This is a genomic window from Psychrobacillus sp. FSL K6-2836 (assembly GCF_038003085.1).
GTDB lineage: Bacteria > Bacillota > Bacilli > Bacillales_A > Planococcaceae > Psychrobacillus.
In genome coordinates this window covers 3,203,773-3,227,076 of the sequence record NZ_JBBOOM010000001.1, presented here as the reverse complement: position 1 = coordinate 3,227,076, position 23,304 = coordinate 3,203,773, and the positions used below count along the sequence as shown (strand labels likewise).

Genomic DNA, 23,304 nt, shown 5'->3' with positions numbered 1-23,304 from the left:
TTACGAAAGGATAGGATTTAATGAAATTAGGAGCTCGAATTTTTAAAACTGGAGTAGCTATTGTATTCTCTTTGTTCATAGCCGAATTACTTCAACTTCCTAATCCTGTTTTTGCAGGAATAGCAGCTATTTTCGCCATTCAGCCTTCTATTTATAGATCGTATAAAACAGCAACTGAACAAGTTCAAGGTAATCTAATTGGAGCTATTATTGCAGTTATATTCTCCCTAGTTTTCGGAAATGATTATGTAATAGTAGGATTTGCTGCAATTATCACAATTACGATAATGCTTAAATTAAAATTAGAAAAAGCATTAACATTGGCCCTTGTAACAGTAATCGCTATTATGGAAATACAGGGAGATGACTTTTTAGTATTTGCAGTGTTACGATTTGCAACCATTTTAGTTGGAGTAATCTCAGCATTTATAGTGAATTTGGTATTTTTACCTCCTAAGTTTGAAAAGAAGCTTTTCAATGCAATTCACTATACGCAGGATGAAATAATCCGTTGGCTACGAATAGCAGTTAGGCAGGCGTCAGATCATCAATCGACTAAACAAACAATCCAGCAATTAAAAGATAGACTAGTTCGAGTCGATCAACTATACTCCTTCTTTAAGGAAGAACGTGGGTACACAAAAAAAGCACCTCATACAAAGGGAAGAAAATTAGTTATTTATCGCGAATTAATATCCACTTCGTACAAAAGCTTAGATGTACTCAAAAAATTACATCACCATGAGCATGAACTAACTGATCTACCGGAACATTTTCGGATGATGATAAAGGAAAGATTGGATACACTATTAACCTATCATGAACAGCTCCATTTGAAGTTCATCGGTAAGTTAAGACCCGAGCATATGGAAGAGAACGATTCGGAGGCATTCTTGCAAAGGCAAGAGGTAATGGATATTTTCGTCAAACAAATTACCATTACGCAAATGGAAGAGGAGTTTTCGTCTTACCACCTTCTGCATTTACTATCGTCTATTTTAAAGTATGAGGAACAATTGGAGCATGTCGATAAACTGATCACATCGTATCAAAACTTTCATAGTGAAGAACTGACTGTTCAAATTGAAGAATCGCCTTATTAAATAAACTGGTTGATCGTGAGTTACTTCGCGACCAACCAGTTTTTTTATAGACTGTTTTTGAATGTTAAAGTATTCGACCGATTGTTAGTAGTATTCAACCTATTATTCTTTCTATTCGACCTATTATTGCTGGTATTCATCCGAATTACTCTTGTAATGGGTCGATCAACTTTTAAAAAGAGCAAAACATGCCACCCAGCAATAAACTTGCTAGATGGCATATTTGTTAATTTTTCATCTTAGGATCTAGTGCATCTCGGAGTCCATCGCCCATCAAGTTAAATCCTACTACTGTCAACATTATTGCGAGTCCTGGGAATATCATCGTCCACGGAGCATTCCTTAAATACATACGAGCATCCGCCAACATCTTTCCCCATTCAGGTGCCGGTGCCTGAGCACCCAGTCCTAAGAACCCTAATGCGGCTGCTTCGATAATGGCCGATGCAATTGCCAGTGTACCTGCAACAATAACCGGTGCCATTGAATTAGGTAGAATATGAGAAAATAAAATTCGAATATCTCTCATCCCAATAGCTTTAGCAGATGTTATGTACTCCTCTTCTTTAATACTTAGAACTTTTGAACGTATTAGTCGACCAAAGTTAGGGATATTAATAATCGCAATAGCGATTAACGCATTTTGCAAAGATGGTCCTAAAACAGATACAACTGCTATTGCCAATAGTATACTTGGAAAAGCTAACATGATATCGAAAATTCTTGAAATAATCATGTCTATCCATTTCCCATAGTAACCTGCAATAATACCTAAAATACTACCGACTACTACAGAACCAATAACAGAGAAAAATCCTACCATTAGAGAAATTCTAGCTCCATGAATAATTCGAGAATATATATCCCGCCCAAAATCATCCGTACCGAACCAGTATTGACTAGACGGTGGTTGTAAGCGGTCTGTTAAAAGCTGATCATTAATACCTTGTGGAGCAAGCAGAAAACCAAAACCAGCTAAAAATACGAAGAATAAGACAATCCCTGCTCCTACAAGCGCTCCTTTATTTTTACGAAAGCTACGCCATGCATCTCGCCAAGGACCGGTCGACGTTTCTTTAGTTGCCATTACTTGATCATTTGTCGAATTCGGAACCATTTCGGACATATCTATTCCTCCTTTTAGTCATATTTGATCCTAGGATCTACTAACCCATACAAAATATCTACGAATAAATTAATCATAATAAATATAAAAGCGACAACAAGTATACCTGACTGAATAACAGGATAATCACGGAATGAAATAGCTTCGTAAATATACCGTCCGATTCCCGGCCAGCCAAAGATAGTCTCTGTTAAAATAGCGCCTCCAAGTAATAGCCCTGTTTGAAGTCCAATTACAGTTAATACAGGAATAATTGCATTTTTTAAAGAATGTTTGTAAACAACAAAAAACATTTTCTGACCTTTAGCTCTAGCAGTACGAACATAATCCGCTCGCATTACCTCTAGCATACTAGATCTAGTCATACGTGCAATAATCGCCATTGGAATTGTAGCCAATGCAATACCAGGCAATATTAAATGCTTCAAAACGGTACCTAATTGATCGAATCTACCCTGTATAATTGTATCTATAATATACAAGCTGGTAATAGAATTAACAGGATCCCGTACTTCTTCTCGACCAGTCGTTGGAAGCCATTGCAATTCAACACCAAAAATCCATTGTTCCATCAAACCTAGCCAAAAGATTGGCATTGATACACCTATTAAAGCTAAAACCATTGCCATATAATCAAACCAAGAATTCTGGAACCAAGCAGATATAATACCTGCATTCACTCCAATAATAACCGCAATAATAATAGCAAAAAAAGCAAGCTCGATTGTTGCAGCCAAGTATGGCCAAATCTCTTTAGCAACCGGTTGAACCGTTCGCATGGATTCTCCTAAATCGCCTTTTAAGAGACCAACTAAATAGTCAAAGTATTGTGTATACCAAGGCTGGTTTAAGCCTAGCTTAATCTCCAATGCTTCTATCGCTTCTTTAGATGCTAATTGTCCTAGAATTACTTGAGCAGGATTACCAGGAATTGCTCGTATGATCATGAAAACAATGAATGTCATACCAAGTAATACGGGTATCAATTGTAATAATCGTTTACCGATATAGTGAAGCATTTTCTTCACCTCTCTAATTTAAAATAAGAAAAGCACAAACGCCTATGAAAGCCTCGAAAAGCGCTGGAAGGAATTGACGTAAAGGCGTCCTTTGCCTTTACTAAAATCCTGAAGCGACTCGAGGGGCTAGGCGTTGGAGCTAGACAGATGCTGAATAAAAACAAATTTCTAATTGAATAAAGAAAGGGGAGAAATCACGGAGACCTCTCCCCTTAAGTATATTACTTAAAGTCGACCTTGTTTAATCTATCAGAACCAGTCGGATGTGGTTTGAAATTAATAATTTCTGCATCACCTGCTAGTAAAGGTGTTGAGTGTGCAAGTGGAACCCACGGAGCATCCTCAAAGATAATTTCTTGCGCTTGTTTATATAGTTCATTACGTTTCTCTTCGTCTACTTCTGTTTGTGCTTCGATTAATAATTTATGTGTCTCATCATTACTGTAGTAGCTATAGTTGTTACTTCCTATATTATCTTCGTCAAGTAACACATAGATGAAGTTATCTGCATCTCCATTATCACCTGTCCAGCCTAACAAGAATGCGTCTGCTTCTCCGTTTTCAGCTTTTTCTAAATAAGTAGCCCATTCATAAGATACGATATTAGCAGTAATACCAACATCAGCTAAGTTCTTTTGAATAGCTTCTGCAACTTTTGCACCATCTGGCATATATGGACGTGGAACTGGCATTGCCCATAGTTCCATTTCAAATCCGTCAGCAAAACCAGCTTCTGCTAATAATTGCTTCGCTTTTTCTGGATCGTATTCATATCCAGGAATATCATCATTGTAACCGCTTATAGTCGATGGCATTGGATTTTTCGCTACTTCTGCACGACCTTCGAAGAAAGCATCGACAATCGCTTGTTTATCAATTGCATAGTTTACAGCTTGACGAACTTTTTGGTTATCAAATGGTGGACGAGTACTTGTTAAACCAAGATATCCAACATTCATAGATGGTCGTTCGAATAATTGTAGCGCTGCTTCTGCTTCAACTGTTGTACCATCTGATGGATTTACCCCATCAGCTAAATCTATTGCTCCAGTTAGAAGATCGTTCAAACGTGCAGAATTGTCTGGAATTGCACGGAAAACAACTTTATCCAATTTAGGCTCTTCTGAATTCCAATACTCATCATTCTTTTCAATAGTAATAGAATCATTACGTTTCCATTCTACAAATTTAAATGGTCCAGTACCAACTGGGCTATCACCAAATTTGTCTCCAGCTGCTTCAAATGCAGTCGGACTTGCAATTGCGAAAGGACTCATTGCAATATTTTTTAAGAAAGGTGCTTGAGGACGAGTAAGCTTAAATATTACTGTGTAATCTCCTTCAGCAGTAACTGAATCAATTACGCGACTTTCGTCACCAGCAAATCCCCCGAACATAGACTTATAATACGGGAATAGATCTTCGGAACCATTTGCCCAACGTTCAAAGTTTTTAACTACTGCCTCTGCATTGAAGTCTGTTCCATCATGGAATTTTACTCCTTCACGAAGTGTGAATGTATAAGTAAGTCCATCCTCAGATGGCTCCCATTTCGTAGCTAGTCCTTCATTGATCTCCGTATTTTGCTCACCAAAGTTCAATAGTGTTTCTAACACGTTTTGTGTAACTTTAAACGATTCACCATCCGTAGCACCTGCTGGATCTAGTGTAACCGAGTCACCTCCACGACCAAAGACTAATACTTTCTCTTCAGAAGTATCTGTCGTCCCCTTGTCATTATCTTTTTTTGTATCGCCGTCTGATGAATCGCCAGATGAACACGCAGCAAGTACTACAGTAAGTGCAACGAACATCAACAGCATAAATGACCATATTTTCGATTTTCTCATTTGGACCCCTCCATAAAATTTATTATCAATGTTGCATTTGCTCATTGTATAAATGGCATGCAACAAAATGACCAGCTTTAGCTTCTTGTAATTGTGGAATTTCCTTCACGCAAATATCCATTTTAAAAGGACATCTTGTATGGAAGGTGCACCCTGTAGGTGGGTTAGAGGGACTTGGAATGTCTCCTTCTAAAATAATTTGTTCGCGTTTAAATTCCGGATCTGGTACTGGTACCGCTGAAAGTAAAGCTTTTGTATAAGGATGTAGAGGTTCAGCATACATAGATTCACTTGTAGCAAGCTCTACCATTCTACCTAAGTACATTACCCCTACACGGTCACTAATATGGCGAACTACTCCTAAATCATGGGCGATAAAAATATAGGTTAACTTTAGCTCTTTCTGTAAATCTTGCATGAGATTCAAAACTTGTGCCTGTATAGATACGTCGAGAGCAGATACTGGTTCATCCGCTATTATTAACTTCGGATTAGTCATCAATGCTCTTGCAATTCCTATACGTTGCCGCTGTCCTCCACTAAATTGATGTGGATAACGTTTTGCATGATAGCTACTTAAACCAACAATTTCTAGAAATTCATGTACTTTCTTTTTCCGACTTTTTGGGTCTCCAATATTATGAACAATTAATGGCTCCAATAAAATCTTTTCTACGGTATGCCGAGGATTCAAGGATGCGTATGGATCTTGAAATACCATTTGTATTTCACGTCTTGCTTTTCTCATCTCGTCATTGGAAATATTCGTTAGCTCTTTTCCGTTAAATGTCACTTTACCTTCAGTAGGCTCTAGTAATCTCATAAGCATTCTGCCAGTAGTAGATTTACCGCATCCAGATTCGCCAACAATGCCAAGTGTTTCTCCTTCATTAACAAAAAAAGAAATACCATCAACTGCCTTGACATTGCCTGTGTGCTTTCCTAACAGTCCAGTACGTATTGGAAAATACTTTTTTAAACCTTCAACTTTTAACAACGGCTCTGTCATCTGCCAAAACCTCCTTCTCATCGTATAAGAAGCATCTTGTTTTATGACCTTCCGATGTTTCGTATAATGGAGGATTTTCTTCGGTACATCTTCCAAATACAAATTCACAGCGAGCTGCAAATCTGCAGCCCTGTTTAATAGATCCAGGTTTTGGAACACTTCCCGGAATAGAATAGAGTCGTTGTTTTTTATAACGCATATCTGGAACAGAAGCGATTAAGCCTTTTGTATAAGGATGTTGTGGGTTATTAAAAATCGTATCCACAGTACCCTCTTCCACTACTTTTCCCGCATACATAACGACTACTCTCTCACAAGTTTCCGCTACTACCCCTAAATCATGTGTTATTAAAATTACTGCTGTGTTTAGTCGTTCATTTAACTCGCGCATTAGTTTTAATATTTGAGCTTGAATTGTTACATCTAAGGCTGTAGTTGGCTCATCAGCTATTAAAAGCTTAGGATCACATACTAAGGCCATTGCAATCATTACACGTTGTCTCATTCCTCCGGAGAGCTGGTGTGGATAGTCTTTCATAAGCTCTTCTGCTCTAGGTAGTCCAACTAGTTTTAACATTTCCACCGCTCTTGCATATGCTTTCTTTTTGTTCCAATCTTTCTTATGTAAAGTAATTGCCTCAAGCAATTGATTTCCAATTGTAAATAAAGGATTTAAAGATGTCATCGGCTCTTGGAAAATCATTGCAACATCGTTACCACGTACTTTACGCATTTCTTTCTCCGAAAACTTCGTTAAGTCTTTTCCTTCGAACATTATTTGACCACTAGTAATTTTCCCAGGTGGACTAGGAACTAGTCCCATAATAGAAAGAGATGTTACACTTTTTCCACATCCAGATTCCCCAACAATACCTAATATTTCCCCTTCTCTAACATGAAAATCAATATGGTCTACGGATGGAATAACACCATCATCTGTGAAAAAGGACGTTTGAAGATCTTTCACTTCCAAAATTGTTTGTCGTTCTCCCATGATGCTCCCTCTTTTCACAAAAATTGAAAATTTTCTAACTAATTTACTATTAATTTAATTTTACACAAAAACTTTTCTTATGCAATACTTTTCTGAAAAGTCGCGCGACTCTGTTATCTCATTAGGTTAGAAAAAACACCTTATAAGCTTAAAAGCACTTATAAGGTGTTTAAATGACTATTCAATATCAAGTTGTTGGATTTGAAATAAATTATAATAAATATTTCGTTGTTTCATTAGATCGACATGCGAACCGTTTTCCATCACTTTACCATCTTCAATAACAAATATATTATCCGCATGGGTAATTGTAGATAGTCGGTGAGCTACAATTATGGTCGTACGATTTGAAGCTAGCTTCACTAATGAATCCTGTATTAAAGATTCACTCTCTAAATCTAATGCGGAAGTTGCCTCATCTAGAACTAATATAGGTGGATTTTTTAGAAATACTCGTGCGATAGCAACGCGTTGCTTTTGACCTCCCGAAAGCTTCACTCCGCGTTCCCCAACTTTTGTTTCATATCCCCCAGGCAGCTCCATTATAAAATCATGTGCATTTGCAGCTTTTGCCGCTTCCATTACTTCTTCGTCTGTAGCATCTGGTTTTCCCATTAATATATTGGATTTGACCGAATCACTAAAAAGAATATTATCCTGTAGCACTATACCAATTTGTTGTCTTAACGATTCAATAGTGACGTCTCGAACATCTTTCCCGTCAATGAGTACTTGTCCAGTAGTAACATCATAAAATCTAGGGATTAAGCTGATAATAGTCGATTTACCACCACCACTCATACCTACAAAAGCAACTGTTTCTCCTGCATTAACACGAAAGTTAACATCCTCTAAAATCATATGACCTTCTTTTTCATACTGAAATGAAACGTTTGAAAATGTCACTTCCCCACTAGCGATACCTATAGTAGAAGCTCCTTTTTTATCGACAATATCATACTCTTCATCCATGAGCTCAAATACACGATCCATAGAAGCAAATGACTGCGTTAGTGTTGTCGATGAATTCACTAAACGTCTTAAAGGGCTATATAAACGCTCAATATATGCTATAAATGCAGCCATCGTTCCTACTGAAAGTCTTCCATGGATAGCTTCATAACCAGCATAAGCAATCACAAGTAAAGGAGCAATATCCGTTATCGTATTAACTACTGCAAATGCTTTTGCATTCCAAACTGTTTGTTTTACTGCTGCATCTAGAAATTCTCCATTTGTTTCGTTAAAAAGTTTTTGTTCATGTTTTTCTAATGTAAATGTTTTAATAATGCTCATGCCTTGTACACGTTCATGCAAATAGCTTTGAACTCCAGCTAGTGCTTGCGAACGCTCTTTCGTCAAGTCCCGTAATCTTCCGAAGAAATATTTGACACTGAACGCATAGAACGGGAAAGCGAGTAACGTGACTAAAGTAAGCTTTACATTCATCGTTAACATAATTCCGATAGCGATTAAAATAGTTGCTAAATCCAGCCAAACATTCATCAAACCAATTATGACAAAGTTTTTCGTCTGCTCGACATCATTTATAACCCGTGATATAACCTCGCCAGCACGGGTGTTAGAATAATATTTCAAGCTTAGCTTCTGCAAGTGAATATACAGTTTTTTACGTATATCAAATAAGATTTTATTACTTACTAGTTGTGCTAAATATTGTCTATAATATTCTATTGGTGGACGAACGATTAAGAATACTAATACAGTCCCTCCAAGCCAATAAAATAATTGAGTTAACTTTTCATCATTTGTTAAAGCTTCTGCTCCGATAATATCGTCAATAACAATCTTGATAAGAATCGGAATAAATAACGGAATTGCAAATTTAATAATCCCGATCACAATCGTTAAGAAAATTTGAAAGTTATACGGTTTTACAAACTGCATATATCTTTTCATCGAACTCATTTTAAAACTCCCTTCTACCATGAGAAAAACCTGTTGCATGTTTTCAACAGGTTTCCTTCAACTACTCATTCAACTGTTTATGAAAATGATAACGACTTGTCCAAGCCTCAATAAAGTCTGGTGCAAATGGACCTCTTCTTTGTTTGATCCAGGATATGAGCTTTTCTACATTGCGATTTAGAATACCATCAATTTCTTCTGGATACTTCATTTCCTTTTTATGTTGCTCGTATTCGTCCTCATCTAGAATTGTGTAGGTCATATCAGGAAAGACCTTCACATCCAAATCATAATCAATGTACTTTAGCATTCCATTGTTATAGACAAATGGAGAACTCATGTTGATGTAATAGTATACACCATCTTCTCTTAGCATACAAATAATGTTAAACCAATATTCTGCATGAAAGTAGCAAATAGAAGGTTCTCTTGTAATCCAAGTTCTACCATCTGATTCAATTACAAGTGTTCGCTCATTTGCACCAATTACAATATTTTTGGTTCCTTTTAAAACCATCGTTTCTTGCCAGACACGGTGGATTCGGCCATTATGCTTGTAGCTGTGAATTTGAATAGTCTCTCCTTCGTTTGGAATCGCCATGATTTAGCCACCTTTTCGTCAAGCGCAAATTAGAATTTATATACTTATTTTCTTATTATAGCAATTCACTGTTAAAAACTATAGTAAAAAAATCAGCGAGGGTATTTTTACCCTCGCTGACTTTTGGTGAATCCATGTTATTTAGTTGGGTTAGAAGAACGATTTGCTTGTGGACCGCTAGCTTGTTGTTTTTTCAACTCTGCTTGACGATTTTGTTCTTTAACTTTTTGAATATCAGTTTCAGAAGCAAACTCTTGGTTTTGGTTCTGCTGTTTTCTGTTATTCTTCATGGACTTTTCACCTCCGCACATAGATATCATGTGCAGATAGCAAAATATTATTCACTTTTTTGTTTTTTTATTGCTTATTAGGACCCTTTAAGTTCGAAACCTGTTTCTAGCGTTTCTGAAGTGCTACTCACTATAAAATAACAGCATTATATTCTCGTGTACCACTTTTTTTATAAGATTGTAGTGGAAGGTGGCGACTCCAGCGGGATCAGTGAGACAGATGAAACTTCACAACGAAAGCGAAGCGGCGGTGAAGGTTCATCGTTCCCCCCGCGGAAAGCGTCCACCTGCAACGGAAATCTGTAATATCGATTATCTATTATTAATAGAAGTTATACTCGAATGTAGCATGCCATCTCTTACATTTTTATCGATCTTCCACCATCGACAATGATTGTTTGTCCGCGAATCATAGAAGCGTCATCTGATAGTAAGAACATGGCGGTTTTTACCATGTCTTCGATTTCTACCATTCGACCGGCTGGTGTGTTCACTCGGGCATCCTCTAATAGTTCATCCCGATTTGGAAAATGCTTAAGAGCATCTGTGTCGAGTGCACCACCAGAAACAGTATTTACGACAATGCCTTTAGGAGCAAGCTCCACAGCTAAATATCTTGTAAGTGACTCGATAGCCGCCTTAGATACACCCACAGTTGTATAGTTTTCTAAATAGCGGATAGATCCTAGAGAACTGATCCCTAATATCTTTCCACCTTCAGGCATTAACTTTGCCGCTTCTTGGGCACCAAAGAGCATTCCTTTTGCGTTAATATTCATCGTCCAGTCCCAGTGTGATTCCTCCAATTCCATAATAGGACGTAAAACACCAGACGCTGCATTGCTAACAAAAATATCTAGTCGACCAAACTCTTCTTTAATTGTTTGGAACATTACTCGTAGCTTCTCTACATCCCCTACATTTGCCTTCACTAACAGTGTTTTTCTTCCTAAAGCCTCTATTTCCTTTACTGTTTCAAGGGCTGCAGTTTTACTTCTCGCATAGTTTACAACTATATCATAACCATTTTTAGCAAGCTCAATAGCAATAGCTTTCCCTAAACCTCTACTACTACCTGTAACTAATGCAACTTTGTTTGTTGTCATGTTAAATCTCCCTCTCTTTCCATGCATTCCATATTTTTAACATTGGAACAGGCATCGGTTGTTGATTTATTTCCTCAATTGTAAGCCATTTACATCGAGATGTTAGTTCTTTTTCCTTTTTTAAGGTTGCTTCAAAGCTCTCCATTTCCCATACTAAATGAGAGAATACATGTTTAAATTCATTGATCGAAGGACCTTTTGATATTTCCACTCCGTAATCATGTTCAACAATCTCTTCAACTGTATGGTTAGGAGTTGGTAGTTCTACCATGGGAAACTGCCACATATTCGCAAGTAATCCTTTAGAAGGTCGTTTTTCCAATAAAACAAGACCAGCCTTATTACGTATAACGACCGTTTTTACTTTATGTATTTTCGACTTTTTTTGGATTGTTTTTATTGGTAGCTCTTCTTGCATACCTTCAAAAAATGCAGAGCAGTTTTCCCGTACTGGACATAATAGGCACTTTGGTTTAGTTGGAGTACAAACTATTGCGCCTAGCTCCATAAGTCCTTGGTTAAAAGCAGAGGGATTTTCAGGATCTATTAAATCCATTACCGCTTCTTCAAATATTTTCTTCGATTTCGGCTTCGCAATATCTTCTTTTATCAATAATAGTCGAGAAAGTACACGCATGACATTTCCATCGACTGCGTGTTCTGGGACTCCATATGCAATACTAAGAACAGCCCCAGCTGTATATGGACCTACACCCTTTAACTTGGAAATTTCTTTTCTTGTGGAAGGGACAACACTTCCATATTGTTGAACGACTTCTTTAACACCAGATTGTAGGTTTCGGGCACGGGAATAGTAACCTAATCCTTCCCATTCTTTTAATAGTTCTCCTTCATCAGCATTAGCTAGTGACTCAAGCGAAGGATATTTTGCGATAAATCTTTCATAATAAGGAATAACCGTATCAACCTTCGTCTGCTGTAGCATAACCTCGGAAACCCAAATTTTATATGGATCCGTTGTTTTTCTCCAAGGTAAATCACGTTTTTCTTCAAGAAACCATGAAACTAGAGCATTTCTAACCTGTTCTTTATATAATTCGTTCACTGTAAAATCCTTCCTTGCGATTATTGACATGAAATAATGGGTATATGAATAGTAGTAGCTTTGTTTTTTAAGTAATCTATTTTAAGATGTAGTTAGCTTTAATCCTAAAAGGAGCTGGTTGTATGGACACAGGTACACATGTCGTTATGGGTATAGCACTGGGTGGTCTATCTCTTATTGACCCCGTAGTAGCAGGCAGTACGCTTACAACGACTGCAGTAATAGCAGGTACAATAATCGGCTCACAAGCCCCTGATATAGATACCGTTTTAAAATTACGTAATAATGCTGTTTATATTCGACATCATCGTGGGATTACCCACTCCATTCCTGCCGTTATTTTATGGCCTATCTTGATAGCAGGAGTGCTATGGCTTATTTTGCCAGAAGCAAATTTACTGCATTTATGGTTATGGACCTTTTTAGCGGTGTTTGTACATGTTTTTGTTGATATATTCAATTCTTATGGAACTCAAGCATTAAGGCCATTTTCAAGGAAATGGGTTGCCTTAGGTGTTATCAATACATTTGATCCTATTATCTTTGGCATTCATGTGGTTGGTCTACTGTTTTGGATGTTTGGTTTAAATCCTGTTCCAACCTTTCTTACTATGTACGCCGTTGTTTTCGTCTATTATATTTTAAGATTTGCCGTACAGCATGCGGTAAAAAATTCTGTAAAGCATACTATTCCCGATGCAGATGAAATTATCGTCGCGCCAACGATGAAATTTCTACAATGGAGAGTGGCGGCAATTTCAAAAACACATCATTATGTCGGACGAGCATATGGTAGGTCTATCACTATCTATGATAAGTTTGAACGTAATCCGCTTCCCGAATCTGAATTAGTAAAAGCGGCCTTAAAGGATAAAAACTTAAGTGCCTTTACTTCTTTTTCTCCTATATATCGCTGGGAGATTACTGAATTTGAACATATTTATGAAGTAAGGCTAATTGATTTACGATATCGTAGTAATGACTATTATCCATTTGTAGCTGTAGCACATTTGAATGCGGACCTAGAAATAGTCAATTCCTACACAGGATGGATTTTTAGTGAAGACAAGCTACACAAAAAGTTAGATTTCATGCCACATAACTAACAGTAAGTAAATTTTTACTTTTCACTTATTTCGAAACGTAGATATACCGTTGATTTCCGCTCCGAGCGGACGCTTTCCGTGGGCACGGCTTCAGCCGCTTCCCTTGCTCCTGCGCAAGCTCGTCGCAAAAAAGATTTTCGCTACGCTCTGTCCAGGGTCTTCAGCTCGCGCTGTTCCCACTGGAGTCGCCGCTCTGCGCTACAATCAATTGGGTCACTTTATATAATAGGATAATTTGATATAAAACCACATAAATAAACGTGTTTTATTTTAAGTAGGTAATGATGAGTTAGATCCTAATAAAAGAAAATCCATTTTCTTCTTTCATGATAAAATAGTATACCTAATCGGGCAGAAGGTTTTATCACTAAATTCACTTTGACTGCTATTATCGTCTAAGCAATACGCTTTGCCAAATCTTATAGTTGAGAACTACACTTTATATTGATTGTAGTGAAAGGTGGCGACTCCAGCAGGATGAGTGAGACAGATAAGACATCACAACGAACGCGTAAGCGGCGGTGATGGCTTATCGCTCACCCTGCGGAACGCGTCCACCTGAAACGGAAATCATAGCACTATAATTTCTTTCAAGTCCCATGAGCCAAGTATTCACGAAGCTTTTTTATACTTTCTATCTTTTAGGAGAAAACGCTAGGATACTTTCCTAGCGTTTTTAATTGGTAAAGTCATCTGTTTCTAATAAATGCTTATACTTCTCATTCGTGTTTGCAAATTCATGCAATTGTCCACCGTAGCCATCGATCCATTTTCGAATAACCATTTCCGTTACGGCTGCTCCTTTATAATCATAGCCTGCCTTTGCATAAGAGGATTCAAAATCTGACCACAGAAGCTCTATCCACGCTCTTGCTTTTGCAGCGGATAATTTATCATTTTTTTCAAGTAGTGCGAAAGTTAATTCATCTATTTTTGTTTGCATATTATTTCCCTTCCTCTAGCGATTCTAACATTGAGATCGGTAAAGCTTCCTCATATTTATCTCCACCTAATCTATATCCCCATGCAAATCTCCCTTTCAAATATTCCACTTGAAAGAATACACCCGGATCTCCAATAATACGATACATTTCACCTGATTTAATAGAGGCTGGATCTATCAAAAATGCTTGTGCCATCAATGCTTTTCTTTCGTAAACAGCATACTCATTTACAATGCCTAGTTGCTCTGCCTTACGTGATTTTTCCTTTAGGTTTGCAATTTCTGTTCTAAGTTCCTGTACAGTCATATCACTATATTTTTTCTCAGTCATCTTGCTCTTCCAGCTCCTTCTTTTCAATATAAAGATCAATTTGTTCAGCAGGGAATCCTTTTTGATACAATGCTGTCTTTATACGTTTGTGCAAATCATTCCCCTTATATTTCGCGGCATGCTTACGCCAAATTTTATCTCCCTGGGTAGTAATAATTTCAATCCATTCCTCCTCACTTTTTTCTAATTCAAAAGTGGAAAGGGCTTGTGAGATTATTGAAAAATTATATCCTTTTCTTTGGAGGGTATCTTGAACTTTTTGTTTAATTTGTCTTGGTGTTTTATCTTGATATTGATTGATGATCTTCTCTGCTAAGGTTTTCGCTATACCAACTTGCTCTTCTTCGGAATAGTTCCTCAGTACTTCCTCTTGAAGGTCTTTTTCAATTCCCTTTTTCTTTAATTCCTGACGAATTGCAACAGGTCCTTTTTTGCTATTTTTCTTTTGCGTTTCTACCAGTGCTTTTGTAAAGCTTTCATCATTAAGGAAGCCATACTCATATAATTTTCGGATTGCTTCTAATATAACTGCTTCACCAAACTCATTTTGCAGAAGTTTTTGTTTCACTTCATGCTCACTTCTCATTCGGTAGCTTAAAAAGTTAATCGCTTTATTAAAAGCCTTCCTTACTTCATCATCAAAAACCATTTCATCTAATGTAAATGCTTCGATGACTTTTCCCTTTGTTAGCTGATACTTTATGAGTACTGCTTCATCTAAGCTAAGTGCATATTTTTCATCCAAATATAAATTATACCGTTCATTATTATTTTTTTGTCGTGCAATTTTCGTAATAACCGGCATGTATAAATCTCTCCATTTCTCTACACTTATCAATTATAACCGATAAGTTGGTTGGTGATAAATGATTGAACTGTTATGATAATGCTAAGAAGGAGGTTGGTGACAAATGAAAATTGCAATTACTGGCGGAACTGGTTTTGTTGGAAGAGAACTAACGGATTTACTTTTACAAAAGGGACATGAAGTTTTTATATTATCTCGTTCGAAACAGGGGAAGGAACGTGGCGTAACGTATGTACAGTGGCTATCAGAAAATGCATCTCCCGAAAAACAGTTAGAAGGCGTCGATGCTATTGTAAATCTGGCTGGTGAGTCGATCAGTAATGGAAGATGGACCGAAAAGCAGAAACAGAAAATTTATGATAGTCGGATGAAAACGACAGATGAAGTGCTCCGAATTTTACATGCCTTAGCCATAAAACCAAAAGTGTTAGTAAATGCGAGTGCAATTGGCATTTATCCAGCCTCTAATAGCACAAGGTATACAGAGGAATCCAAAGAAGTTGGTACGGACTATTTGGCTCGAACAGTTCGAGATTGGGAACTGAAAGCTCAAAGTGCAGAAAAGCTTCAGATTCGTGTTGCTTGTGGCAGATTTGGCATTATTTTAGGAAAATCAGAAGGTGCACTCCCTTTAATGGCACTCCCATATAAACTATTTGTTGGTGGACCTGTTGGAGCCGGTGATAATTGGATGTCTTGGGTACATGTAAAAGACGTTGCAGATGCATTACTATTTGCAATAGAGAATCCTATTAATGGTCCCTTCAATGTCACAGCTCCTCACGCTAAAAAAATGAAGGATTTTGGAAAAACTTTAGCGAGTATATTAAAAAGACCGCATTATTTTCCAGTTCCATCTTTTGCATTAAAGATTGCACTTGGAGAAAAAAGTCAGCTTGTGATAGAAGGCCAACATGTGATCCCACAGATATTAATAGATGAAGGTTATTCATTCCATTTCCCTAATTTGGAAAGTGCATTACGTGATATTTATAAATGAATAACTAAATCACATTGGCGCAACCTACTAAAAAAGAAGGGTTGCGTTTTTTATGTGGAAATCTCATTTTGTAGGAATCGTAATTGCTACAATCATTTTAAGTGCTGGATTAATGTATAAACCTTTCTCTGCACAAGCAGAGGAAATCCATTGGGGGTTAAAAAAGGCAACAAATGAGCAGCCAGCGGAAGCTGGCGGAGAATTGGATGCTATGCTTAAAAAACATGGTGCAATATATAAAGGCTCTGCTGATAAAAAAATACTGTATTTTACATTCGATAATGGCTATGAAAACGGCTATACCGAAAGCATTTTGGACACCCTGAAAACGGAAAATATTAAAGCTACATTCTTTTTGACCGGCCATTATTTAGAGAGTGCTACTCCTTTAGTAAAACGTATGATTACAGAGGGACATCAAATTGGTAACCACTCTTATGGCCATCCAAATCTAGCAAAGCTCTCAAAGGAAGGGATTCAAAAAGAACTGCAAAAGTTTGATAAACGTTTGAGTGAATTAACTTCATTAACAAGAACTACTGTAACTCGTCCACCAGAAGGAATTTTTAATGAACAAGTACTTGAGGCTGCTAATGAAATAGGACATCAGCATATATTTTGGTCTGTCGCATTTATTGATTGGCATAAGGATCAGAAAAAAGGTGGCAAATATGCCTATGATCAATTAATGTCTCAAATACATCCTGGTGCAATTATTTTAATGCATACTGTTTCACCTGATAATGCAGAAGGCTTACCGATGTTCATCAAAGAGGCTAGAAAAATGGGATATACCTTTGGCACTCTGGACGATTTAATCATGAATAATCTGGATATTCCGCTTACTTTGCTTCCTGAATAAACTACTTTATAATAGAAAGAAGATTATAAAGGACGTGAAGTTATGAGTGAAAAATCAGTTATAGAAATAGGACAAGAATTTCCCCTTACGATTAAACGACTTGGTATTAACGGAGAAGGCGTTGGATTTTTTAAGCGCAATGTTGTTTTTGTAAAAGGAGCACTTCCAGGAGAGGTAATAACTGCAAAGGTTACAGTAGTAAACCCTAAGTATGCCGAAGCGGAAATTAAAACATTAAGAGAATCATCTCCACATCGTGTTAATCCCCCCTGCCCGGTATATGAAGCTTGTGGAGGATGTCAGCTGCAGCATATGACATATGAAAGTCAGCTACATGTTAAAAGGGATTTAGTATTACAAGCTTTAGAACGTTATGTGAAGGACCTGGCTCCGACAATTGATGTAAGACCAACTATCGGTATGGAAAACCCATGGAATTACCGTAACAAAAGTCAGTTCCAAGTGAGAGAATTAGGCGATAAAGTTATTGCAGGGTTATACGCAGAAGAATCCAATATGTTAATCGATATTAACGAATGTTCGGTTCAAGAGCCAGCCACTACCCATATTACGAATGAAATAAAAAGATTCCTGGAAGAACTGAAGATTTCTATCTACGATGGTAGAAATTCTAAAGGAATCGTCCGTACTATTGTCGTTCGTACTGGTATGAAAACTGGACAAATTCAAGTTACACTTGTAACAACTCAAAAGAAAATGCCACATAAAGAAGAACTAGTTCAAAAAATACGAGCAATCGACCCTAATATTGTGTCCATTAGTCAGAATATTAATCCAGAGGATACTTCTCTGGTATTTGGAGATACGACATTTAACTTACATGGTAAAGAAACGATTCATGAAAAACTTGGAGAACTAGCTTTTGACTTATCTGCTAGAGCTTTTTTCCAATTGAATCCGGAACAAACAGTTCATTTATACAATGAAATTGAAAAAGCAGCAGCACTCACAGGTGAAGAAACAATTGTAGATGCATATTGTGGTGTTGGTACAATAGGACTTTGGCTTGCCAAAAATGCAAAAGAAGTTCGAGGGATGGATATTGTACAGGAATCTATTCAAGACGCGAAAAAAAATGCTAAACGAAATGGTTTTAAAAACACAAAATACGTTCATGGTACAGCACAGCATTGGTTACAAAAGTGGAAAAGCGAAGGATTCGTTCCTGACGTATTAACTGTAGATCCACCTCGTGCAGGCTTAGATGATGAACTGTTAAAAACGTTATTAGATATTAAACCAAAACGCTTTGTTTACACTTCATGTAATCCATCAACACTTGCAAAGGATTTAGCAGCGCTTAAAGATGTATACAACATCAAGTATATCCAACCTGTTGATATGTTCGCTCAAACTGCTCATGTCGAAGCAGTGACACTGTTGGAGTTAAAATAAAGAGAAGAAAGCTGTCGGAGATATTTAATTAATCCGGCAGCTTTTTGGTTTTATAGCTTTAATGCTTCTCGATTTACCTTTTCCATAAATTCTTGGACCACTTTATTATTACTTTTCTCACTACCAAGTTTCATCATTGCTCGTCCTACAAAATTTACTCCTTTATTTTGTCCCTCATAAATAAATCTTGTATGATTATCATCCATTTTATACAAAGTAAAACTAAACATAATTTCAAATGCTTTGCCCAATACAAAACTTATTTGTTTGTGCTTTTTATCTGGTCGGTCCTCATATGCCAATGTTTCTACGATATATGTCTCTACTCGCTTCCCTTCCCGATAACTTTGTCTATGCTTCGCACCAACCTCATTCTCCTGTTTTTCTATAAGAACGTGCTCCTCCACCTTATCCATAATCTTATGTATGTTTTTATCCATAAATAAGCTCCATACTTTTTCGATGTTTACCTTGATTTCTGTTTCTTCACTCCATTTAATCATTAATTATTCTCCCTTCCTGATTCTAAAAATTCATCTAGCTCACCTAATTTGGCTGTTAGATTATCTATTTGAAGCAATATTGTACTTCTTTTTTGCTGTAGTATTTTTTCAAGGTTAGCAAATGATTTATCGTCCATTACAGAAATCATTTCTTGTATAGTAAATCCAAAACTTCTCAGTTTCACTAAGAGGATGGCTAGAAAATAGCTGCCATCATCGTAGTACCGATAATTATTGAGTGGATCAATATAAGCTGGTTCGAGTAATTTAACTTCTGCATAGTATCGTAAGGTCTCCTTGCTTAACCCAGTTATGTCGACAAATTCACTAATCTTATACATTCTGCGCCTCCCTTTTTTATTATAAACTGTGGGGTGCACCACAGAGTCAATCCATTTTACCTAAATATATCATGATGCGTTTTATTTGAAGAAGTTAAGGGAATCAATAGTGTGAACATTTAATTAAAGGAGGAGTTTAAGTGAAGGCAGTCACATTTCAAGGAGCCAAAGATATTCAAGTAAAAGAAGTTCCAGATGCAAAACTGGAGAAACAGGATGATATTCTAGTACGTATTACTACTACGGCTATTTGTGGATCTGATCTCCATATTTATAGAGGTGGAATACCTACTCGAAAGGACTTTGTTATTGGTCATGAGCCAATGGGTATCGTGGAAGAGGTTGGTCCAGCTGTAACAAAAGTTAAAAAAGGTGATCGAGTTGTTATTCCTTTTAATGTTTCATGTGGAGAATGCTTTTATTGCCAAAATGAGATGGAAAGTCAGTGTGATAATTCAAATGATAATCCAGCCTTAGACTCCGGTGCTTATCTTGGCTACACCGAACGTTATGGTAATTTCCCAGGTGGGCAGGCTGAATATTTAAGAGTCCCCTATGGAAACTACATGCCTTTCTTAATACCGGAATCATGTGAACTAGAGGATGAGTCTTTGTTATTCCTATCAGATGTTCTTCCAACTGCCTATTGGAGTGTTGAAAACTCAGGCATGAAAGAAGGAGACACAATTGCAGTTTTAGGTGCAGGTCCTGTTGGTTTAATGGTACAGAAATTTGCGTGGATGAAAGGTGCAAAACGAGTAATTGCAGTTGATCACTTAGATTATCGTTTAAAGCACTCTGTGAAGATGAATAACGTCGAAGTCTACAATTTTGAACAGTATAAAGATATGGGCTCCCATATTAAAGAGATCACCAATGGAGGAGTAGATGTTGTCATTGACTGTGTAGGGATGGACGGTAAAATGTCAATGGTCGAAAAAGTAGAGCAAAAGTTAAAGCTCCAAGGTGGAACTCTAAGTGCTATTGATATAGGAATAAATGCAGTAAGAAAATTTGGAACGATTCAATTAACTGGTGTTTATGGATCATTATATAATATGTTCCCATTAGGAAATATTTTCGAACGGAATGTGTCACTAAAAATGGGACAGGCACCCGTCATTCATTATATGCCTCTATTGTTTGATAAAATTACGAATGGCGAATTTGACCCGAAAGAAATTATTACGCATAGTGTACCACTAGATAAGGCAAGTGATGCTTATAAAACTTTCCACGATCATGAGGACGAAAGTATTAAATTTGTGTTAAAACCATAAAAAATTTAAGTGAAGATGAGGACAGACTTCCTGACTTGTCTGTCCTCACCCTCACGATAGAAAATTCCAATCTGATTTAAGACAATCTTCTATACTTTTTTTCAAAGGATCTAATTTGGGTATTTTTTGAACTTTAATAAGGAAGCTTTTTAAAAACGCCTTACAGTTCGCGTACAGGAACCAATACTCTTCTTCCTTAATTATACTCTTTTTCTTTTTTAATTCGTTTGGTATTTGTTGTATCAGTAATTCTATTTCCTTTATTTTCAAACCTCGTTCGAGCATCTCCAATATTGGAATTAAAATTCTTTCCTCTTCTTCGTGTATGTAAACACTATCGAAAACAAATAATTTGTTCCATAGTGCATTTAACATTTCTCCAAAGTGTTCTGAGTCTACTTTATTACTTTTTACTAGTTCATCAAAAGTATCTGCTACATGCGCAATACTATGAGCCCAACCTTTATCTGGTACAAAGCCTCTTAAGTCTTTTTCAAGATTAATATAATCAATCAAGTTATCTTTTACTCTTAGAATCATATTTTGGTCAAGAAAGTCATTTTCGTTATCTCTATATAGGATAAGTGCTATCAAAAGAGTAGTAAAAGATCTCGTAAAAACAGTATCTGTTTCCTTTTCTCCAATTCCTTTGTATAACAAATCATTTAACGCCACTTCCAATAATTCAGTTAGTAGTTTAGGCCCTAGTAAATTCTTTTCTATTATTAATTGATAAAACATGCTGTAGATTAGTTGATCTCTTAGTTCACCATCTGTAGAACCTATATGTTCTAGCATTGAGTAAACAATCACGTCGTCCTGTTCTGCTTCCCAAGTTCTTTCTCCACTTTTTAGTTCACTTAAAATCTTTTTAAGTTCATTTGCTTCCATCTGATAATCTCATTTCCTTCCTTAAGATACGATTAGCCGTTTACTATTACATAAAAATTAATGAAGTTCTAAATCTATTTTCTGCTTTAAAACCTCGAGCTGGTTCTACTACAATTATAGTGGTCCTTAGCTTAGGAACCGTTACATCTCTTTTTTTGTACTGGAAACTTTTTTTCTTTCGCAAATTCTCGTCTATTCTGTCTTATTAAGCAAAAGATTACTTTTTTCTAGCACTTCTTTTGCTGGCATTTTTGTCCATTCTTCCACTGTCAAATTTGAATGCTTTGTTAGCAAGGCTTCCATAATTTGAGATCCTATTATATATGTTGCAAACTGCGGTATATCTTCCCGTTCGTCTCCATACAAAAAATCTACAGAAAGTTCCACGTCAGTTGATTCCAAGTTTGCGCTGAATATCTCCATTACTTTTGTATTTTCTTCAGTTGTAAAAGGTTCATAATAAGACATAAAACTCTCTGGATATAACATCGTTGCGAAAGTATCAGCTTTTCCTTCTAGTACAGCTTGTTCTAACAGAGTGTACCATTTACCACCTTTAGTATCCATGTAAACCACATGATGATACTCATGAGCTACAGTGTATGCCAAATCAACTTCTAGAAAAGAAGGACCAACAAGTAGAACGATATTATTTTTATTCCAGGCGTAACCACCTACACTACCTGCTTCCTCTTCTATGTTGTGAGTTATTTCAGGAATAATAGGCATAATGTGAATCTTTTTACTTCCTCCAGGGAGTTCCGCGACCGATGTAGCTAATGCTTGTTTAATGGTTGTATTAAGCTCATCCTGTCTTTCAATAAGCACTTCTATTGTATTTCTAAGTTTCACCACATCACTTGGTGTGTAAAATATCTCTGCATTAAAATCGCTATAACTAAAACCATTCTCTTTAAAAGAATTCAGTACAGTATTTTTATATATTTCCTCCACATTATCTGGTTGTTTCTCAGCTTGAGCTAAAAAGTCTAAAAAAGATTGATAATAGGTATAAATTTCAAATTCCTGTTCTCCCTCTATATAAGTTTCTGGGCTACTAAGAAGTGTTGGAAGTGGTTTTTCAAATTCTTCCGTCTCATTAGAACAGCTAGCTAAAATTACTAGAATAATTATTAGATTTATACATCTAAAAGTTTTTTTCAAACTAGTAACCCTCCAATCACTTTCTTCAAAAAATTTAACCTATCTATATAAACAAAAATAGCCATTACAAAAATAACAATAAAAATACCTGATATTATTAAAGCAGGTTTAAATTCCTTCCTTTCAACTAGATTTGAAATGCTTATGAACCATGTGGAGAACACAACAATTCCCATAAGCCAAAGCGTTTTAAGGAAAATAATTTCCGATTTCAAAAGAGCAAATTTCAGTGCATTTTCTTCTGTAAGCTCAATCTTATACTGCTCTTCTTGAATAATATCTATTTTTGTTATTGTTATAGATTGTGCATCAACATAATCTAGTTGATACCCACCAGGATATAGATCTAAGGAGTATGTAACTAACCCAAAAATTATAATAAACAAGTATACAAGCAAATTTCTATACTTCTTTTCCCTAGTAACCTCCAAAGTTGCCCCCCCTACTTTTTCTTAAAATGGTATCTTCTACTAATTATACGGTAAATTCACAGAAAAGTTCCGCTACTCAAGAAAAAACACTAAGGCTCAATGTTCCTAGATAAGAACAAGCCTTAGTGTTTCGAT

At 36.5% G+C, this 23,304-nt stretch carries 24 protein-coding genes; 6 read left to right on the top strand and 18 right to left on the bottom strand.

Translation table 11 applies throughout. The features are described 5' to 3' along the window. Positions 1 to 20 precede the first annotated feature (20 nt). Positions 21 to 1,103, top strand: a complete 1,083-nt coding sequence (locus MKY37_RS15385) for an FUSC family protein (protein WP_340778548.1) — start codon at positions 21 to 23, stop codon at positions 1,101 to 1,103. A gap of 226 nt (positions 1,104 to 1,329) precedes the next feature. Here the strand turns inward: MKY37_RS15385 and MKY37_RS15380 are convergent, their stop codons facing one another. From MKY37_RS15380 to mutY, 10 genes are all read right to left on the bottom strand, one after another. Continuing rightward, a complete protein-coding gene (locus tag MKY37_RS15380) occupies positions 1,330 to 2,229 on the bottom strand; it encodes an ABC transporter permease (protein WP_340778547.1) in 900 nt (299 codons plus the stop codon). Between the two features lie 14 nt (positions 2,230 to 2,243). Beyond that, entirely contained in the window at positions 2,244 to 3,248 is a 1,005-nt protein-coding gene (locus MKY37_RS15375; protein ID WP_340778546.1) for an ABC transporter permease, read from the bottom strand. Positions 3,249 to 3,469: 221 nt separating this feature from the next. Beyond that, positions 3,470 to 5,098, bottom strand: a complete 1,629-nt coding sequence (locus MKY37_RS15370; RefSeq protein ID WP_340778544.1) for an ABC transporter substrate-binding protein — start codon at positions 5,096 to 5,098, stop codon at positions 3,470 to 3,472. A gap of 25 nt (positions 5,099 to 5,123) precedes the next feature. Further along, positions 5,124 to 6,107 carry an ABC transporter ATP-binding protein gene (locus tag MKY37_RS15365; RefSeq protein WP_340778543.1) on the bottom strand — a complete coding sequence of 328 codons (984 nt, stop codon included), beginning with the start codon at positions 6,105 to 6,107 and terminating at the stop codon, positions 5,124 to 5,126. Then, positions 6,082 to 7,101, bottom strand: coding sequence for an ABC transporter ATP-binding protein (locus tag MKY37_RS15360; protein ID WP_340778542.1), 1,020 nt, complete (start codon positions 7,099 to 7,101; stop codon positions 6,082 to 6,084). The genes MKY37_RS15365 and MKY37_RS15360 overlap by 26 nt, the downstream gene beginning before the upstream one ends. A gap of 177 nt (positions 7,102 to 7,278) precedes the next feature. Next, a complete protein-coding gene (locus tag MKY37_RS15355; protein WP_340778541.1) occupies positions 7,279 to 9,030 on the bottom strand; it encodes an ABC transporter ATP-binding protein in 1,752 nt (583 codons plus the stop codon). A 61-nt stretch (positions 9,031 to 9,091) separates the two neighbouring features. After that, positions 9,092 to 9,631, bottom strand: a complete 540-nt coding sequence (gene ntdP, locus MKY37_RS15350; RefSeq protein WP_340778540.1) for a nucleoside tri-diphosphate phosphatase — start codon at positions 9,629 to 9,631, stop codon at positions 9,092 to 9,094. A gap of 137 nt (positions 9,632 to 9,768) precedes the next feature. Further along, positions 9,769 to 9,921, bottom strand: a complete 153-nt coding sequence (locus MKY37_RS15345; protein ID WP_340778539.1) for a gamma-type small acid-soluble spore protein — start codon at positions 9,919 to 9,921, stop codon at positions 9,769 to 9,771. A gap of 359 nt (positions 9,922 to 10,280) precedes the next feature. Then, the gene (fabL, locus tag MKY37_RS15340) at positions 10,281 to 11,027 is read right to left on the bottom strand and encodes an enoyl-[acyl-carrier-protein] reductase FabL (protein WP_340778538.1); all 747 of its coding nucleotides are present in this window, start codon (positions 11,025 to 11,027) and stop codon (positions 10,281 to 10,283) included. Between the two features lies 1 nt (position 11,028). After that, entirely contained in the window at positions 11,029 to 12,093 is a 1,065-nt protein-coding gene (gene mutY, locus MKY37_RS15335) for an A/G-specific adenine glycosylase (protein WP_340778537.1), read from the bottom strand. A 122-nt stretch (positions 12,094 to 12,215) separates the two neighbouring features. On the opposite strand from mutY, the gene MKY37_RS15330 reads away from it, so the two are divergent. After that, the gene (locus MKY37_RS15330) at positions 12,216 to 13,199 is read left to right on the top strand and encodes a metal-dependent hydrolase (protein ID WP_340778536.1); all 984 of its coding nucleotides are present in this window, start codon (positions 12,216 to 12,218) and stop codon (positions 13,197 to 13,199) included. A 676-nt stretch (positions 13,200 to 13,875) separates the two neighbouring features. Here the strand turns inward: MKY37_RS15330 and MKY37_RS15325 are convergent. The 3 genes from MKY37_RS15325 to recX are packed head-to-tail and all read right to left on the bottom strand — an operon-like array spanning position 13,876 to position 15,278. Beyond that, positions 13,876 to 14,142, bottom strand: a complete 267-nt coding sequence (locus MKY37_RS15325; protein ID WP_340778535.1) for a YfhJ family protein — start codon at positions 14,140 to 14,142, stop codon at positions 13,876 to 13,878. A 1-nt stretch (position 14,143) separates the two neighbouring features. Then, complete coding sequence (locus MKY37_RS15320; protein WP_340778534.1) at positions 14,144 to 14,473, bottom strand: YfhH family protein; 330 nt, start codon at positions 14,471 to 14,473, stop codon at positions 14,144 to 14,146. Then, positions 14,466 to 15,278, bottom strand: a complete 813-nt coding sequence (gene recX, locus MKY37_RS15315; protein ID WP_340778532.1) for a recombination regulator RecX — start codon at positions 15,276 to 15,278, stop codon at positions 14,466 to 14,468. The genes MKY37_RS15320 and recX overlap by 8 nt, the downstream gene beginning before the upstream one ends. A 106-nt stretch (positions 15,279 to 15,384) precedes the next feature. Between recX and MKY37_RS15310 the strand changes: the two genes are divergently transcribed. From MKY37_RS15310 to rlmD, 3 genes are read left to right on the top strand one after another with little or no spacing between them, the layout of a single operon-like run. Further along, positions 15,385 to 16,281: a TIGR01777 family oxidoreductase gene (locus MKY37_RS15310; protein ID WP_340778531.1), complete on the top strand. Its 897-nt coding sequence runs from the start codon at positions 15,385 to 15,387 to the stop codon at positions 16,279 to 16,281. 52 nt (positions 16,282 to 16,333) lie between these two features. Continuing rightward, positions 16,334 to 17,143: a polysaccharide deacetylase family protein gene (locus tag MKY37_RS15305; RefSeq protein WP_340778530.1), complete on the top strand. Its 810-nt coding sequence runs from the start codon at positions 16,334 to 16,336 to the stop codon at positions 17,141 to 17,143. A 42-nt stretch (positions 17,144 to 17,185) separates the two neighbouring features. Further along, positions 17,186 to 18,559, top strand: a complete 1,374-nt coding sequence (gene rlmD / locus MKY37_RS15300; RefSeq protein WP_340778529.1) for a 23S rRNA (uracil(1939)-C(5))-methyltransferase RlmD — start codon at positions 17,186 to 17,188, stop codon at positions 18,557 to 18,559. Between the two features lie 50 nt (positions 18,560 to 18,609). On the opposite strand, the gene MKY37_RS15295 is transcribed toward rlmD, so the two are convergent. Together MKY37_RS15295 and MKY37_RS15290 are read right to left on the bottom strand one after the other, a co-directional pair. Further along, positions 18,610 to 19,062: an SRPBCC family protein gene (locus MKY37_RS15295; protein WP_340778528.1), complete on the bottom strand. Its 453-nt coding sequence runs from the start codon at positions 19,060 to 19,062 to the stop codon at positions 18,610 to 18,612. Further along, positions 19,062 to 19,403, bottom strand: a complete 342-nt coding sequence (locus MKY37_RS15290; protein ID WP_340778526.1) for a MerR family transcriptional regulator — start codon at positions 19,401 to 19,403, stop codon at positions 19,062 to 19,064. The genes MKY37_RS15295 and MKY37_RS15290 overlap by 1 nt, the downstream gene beginning before the upstream one ends. Positions 19,404 to 19,543: 140 nt before the next feature. Between MKY37_RS15290 and MKY37_RS15285 the strand changes: the two genes are divergently transcribed. Further along, positions 19,544 to 20,683, top strand: a complete 1,140-nt coding sequence (locus MKY37_RS15285; RefSeq protein WP_093495073.1) for a zinc-dependent alcohol dehydrogenase — start codon at positions 19,544 to 19,546, stop codon at positions 20,681 to 20,683. 51 nt (positions 20,684 to 20,734) lie between these two features. Here the strand turns inward: MKY37_RS15285 and MKY37_RS15280 are convergent, their stop codons facing one another. The 3 genes from MKY37_RS15280 to MKY37_RS15270 form a co-directional block, all read right to left on the bottom strand. Then, positions 20,735 to 21,574, bottom strand: coding sequence for a DUF2785 domain-containing protein (locus MKY37_RS15280; RefSeq protein ID WP_340778521.1), 840 nt, complete (start codon positions 21,572 to 21,574; stop codon positions 20,735 to 20,737). A 192-nt stretch (positions 21,575 to 21,766) separates the two neighbouring features. Further along, positions 21,767 to 22,738 carry a DUF2268 domain-containing protein gene (locus MKY37_RS15275; protein ID WP_340778520.1) on the bottom strand — a complete coding sequence of 324 codons (972 nt, stop codon included), beginning with the start codon at positions 22,736 to 22,738 and terminating at the stop codon, positions 21,767 to 21,769. Beyond that, positions 22,735 to 23,169 (bottom strand): hypothetical protein, encoded by a 435-nt coding sequence (locus MKY37_RS15270; protein ID WP_340778519.1) that lies wholly within the window; start codon positions 23,167 to 23,169, stop codon positions 22,735 to 22,737. Before MKY37_RS15270 ends, MKY37_RS15275 begins: the two co-directional genes overlap by 4 nt. Between the last annotated feature and the right edge of the window lie 135 nt (positions 23,170 to 23,304).

What these genes read in the sequence shown, in the direction of transcription:
- ntdP (WP_340778540.1), bottom strand. Translation starts at nt 9,631, where the DNA reads ATGGCGATTCCAAACGAAGGAGAGACTATTCAAATTCACAGCTACAAG.
- fabL (WP_340778538.1), bottom strand. Translation starts at nt 11,027, where the DNA reads ATGACAACAAACAAAGTTGCATTAGTTACAGGTAGTAGTAGAGGTTTA.
- MKY37_RS15365 (WP_340778543.1), bottom strand. Translation starts at nt 6,107, where the DNA reads ATGACAGAGCCGTTGTTAAAAGTTGAAGGTTTAAAAAAGTATTTTCCA.
- MKY37_RS15325 (WP_340778535.1), bottom strand. Translation starts at nt 14,142, where the DNA reads ATGCAAACAAAAATAGATGAATTAACTTTCGCACTACTTGAAAAAAAT.
- MKY37_RS15290 (WP_340778526.1), bottom strand. Translation starts at nt 19,403, where the DNA reads ATGTATAAGATTAGTGAATTTGTCGACATAACTGGGTTAAGCAAGGAG.
- rlmD (WP_340778529.1), top strand. Translation starts at nt 17,186, where the DNA reads ATGAGTGAAAAATCAGTTATAGAAATAGGACAAGAATTTCCCCTTACG.
- MKY37_RS15305 (WP_340778530.1), top strand. Translation starts at nt 16,334, where the DNA reads ATGTGGAAATCTCATTTTGTAGGAATCGTAATTGCTACAATCATTTTA.
- MKY37_RS15330 (WP_340778536.1), top strand. Translation starts at nt 12,216, where the DNA reads ATGGACACAGGTACACATGTCGTTATGGGTATAGCACTGGGTGGTCTA.
- MKY37_RS15375 (WP_340778546.1), bottom strand. Translation starts at nt 3,248, where the DNA reads ATGCTTCACTATATCGGTAAACGATTATTACAATTGATACCCGTATTA.
- MKY37_RS15385 (WP_340778548.1), top strand. Translation starts at nt 21, where the DNA reads ATGAAATTAGGAGCTCGAATTTTTAAAACTGGAGTAGCTATTGTATTC.
- MKY37_RS15320 (WP_340778534.1), bottom strand. Translation starts at nt 14,473, where the DNA reads ATGACTGAGAAAAAATATAGTGATATGACTGTACAGGAACTTAGAACA.
- MKY37_RS15355 (WP_340778541.1), bottom strand. Translation starts at nt 9,030, where the DNA reads ATGAGTTCGATGAAAAGATATATGCAGTTTGTAAAACCGTATAACTTT.
- MKY37_RS15360 (WP_340778542.1), bottom strand. Translation starts at nt 7,101, where the DNA reads ATGGGAGAACGACAAACAATTTTGGAAGTGAAAGATCTTCAAACGTCC.
- MKY37_RS15310 (WP_340778531.1), top strand. Translation starts at nt 15,385, where the DNA reads ATGAAAATTGCAATTACTGGCGGAACTGGTTTTGTTGGAAGAGAACTA.
- MKY37_RS15370 (WP_340778544.1), bottom strand. Translation starts at nt 5,098, where the DNA reads ATGAGAAAATCGAAAATATGGTCATTTATGCTGTTGATGTTCGTTGCA.
- MKY37_RS15295 (WP_340778528.1), bottom strand. Translation starts at nt 19,062, where the DNA reads ATGATTAAATGGAGTGAAGAAACAGAAATCAAGGTAAACATCGAAAAA.
- recX (WP_340778532.1), bottom strand. Translation starts at nt 15,278, where the DNA reads ATGCCGGTTATTACGAAAATTGCACGACAAAAAAATAATAATGAACGG.
- MKY37_RS15380 (WP_340778547.1), bottom strand. Translation starts at nt 2,229, where the DNA reads ATGTCCGAAATGGTTCCGAATTCGACAAATGATCAAGTAATGGCAACT.
- MKY37_RS15345 (WP_340778539.1), bottom strand. Translation starts at nt 9,921, where the DNA reads ATGAAGAATAACAGAAAACAGCAGAACCAAAACCAAGAGTTTGCTTCT.
- MKY37_RS15280 (WP_340778521.1), bottom strand. Translation starts at nt 21,574, where the DNA reads ATGGAAGCAAATGAACTTAAAAAGATTTTAAGTGAACTAAAAAGTGGA.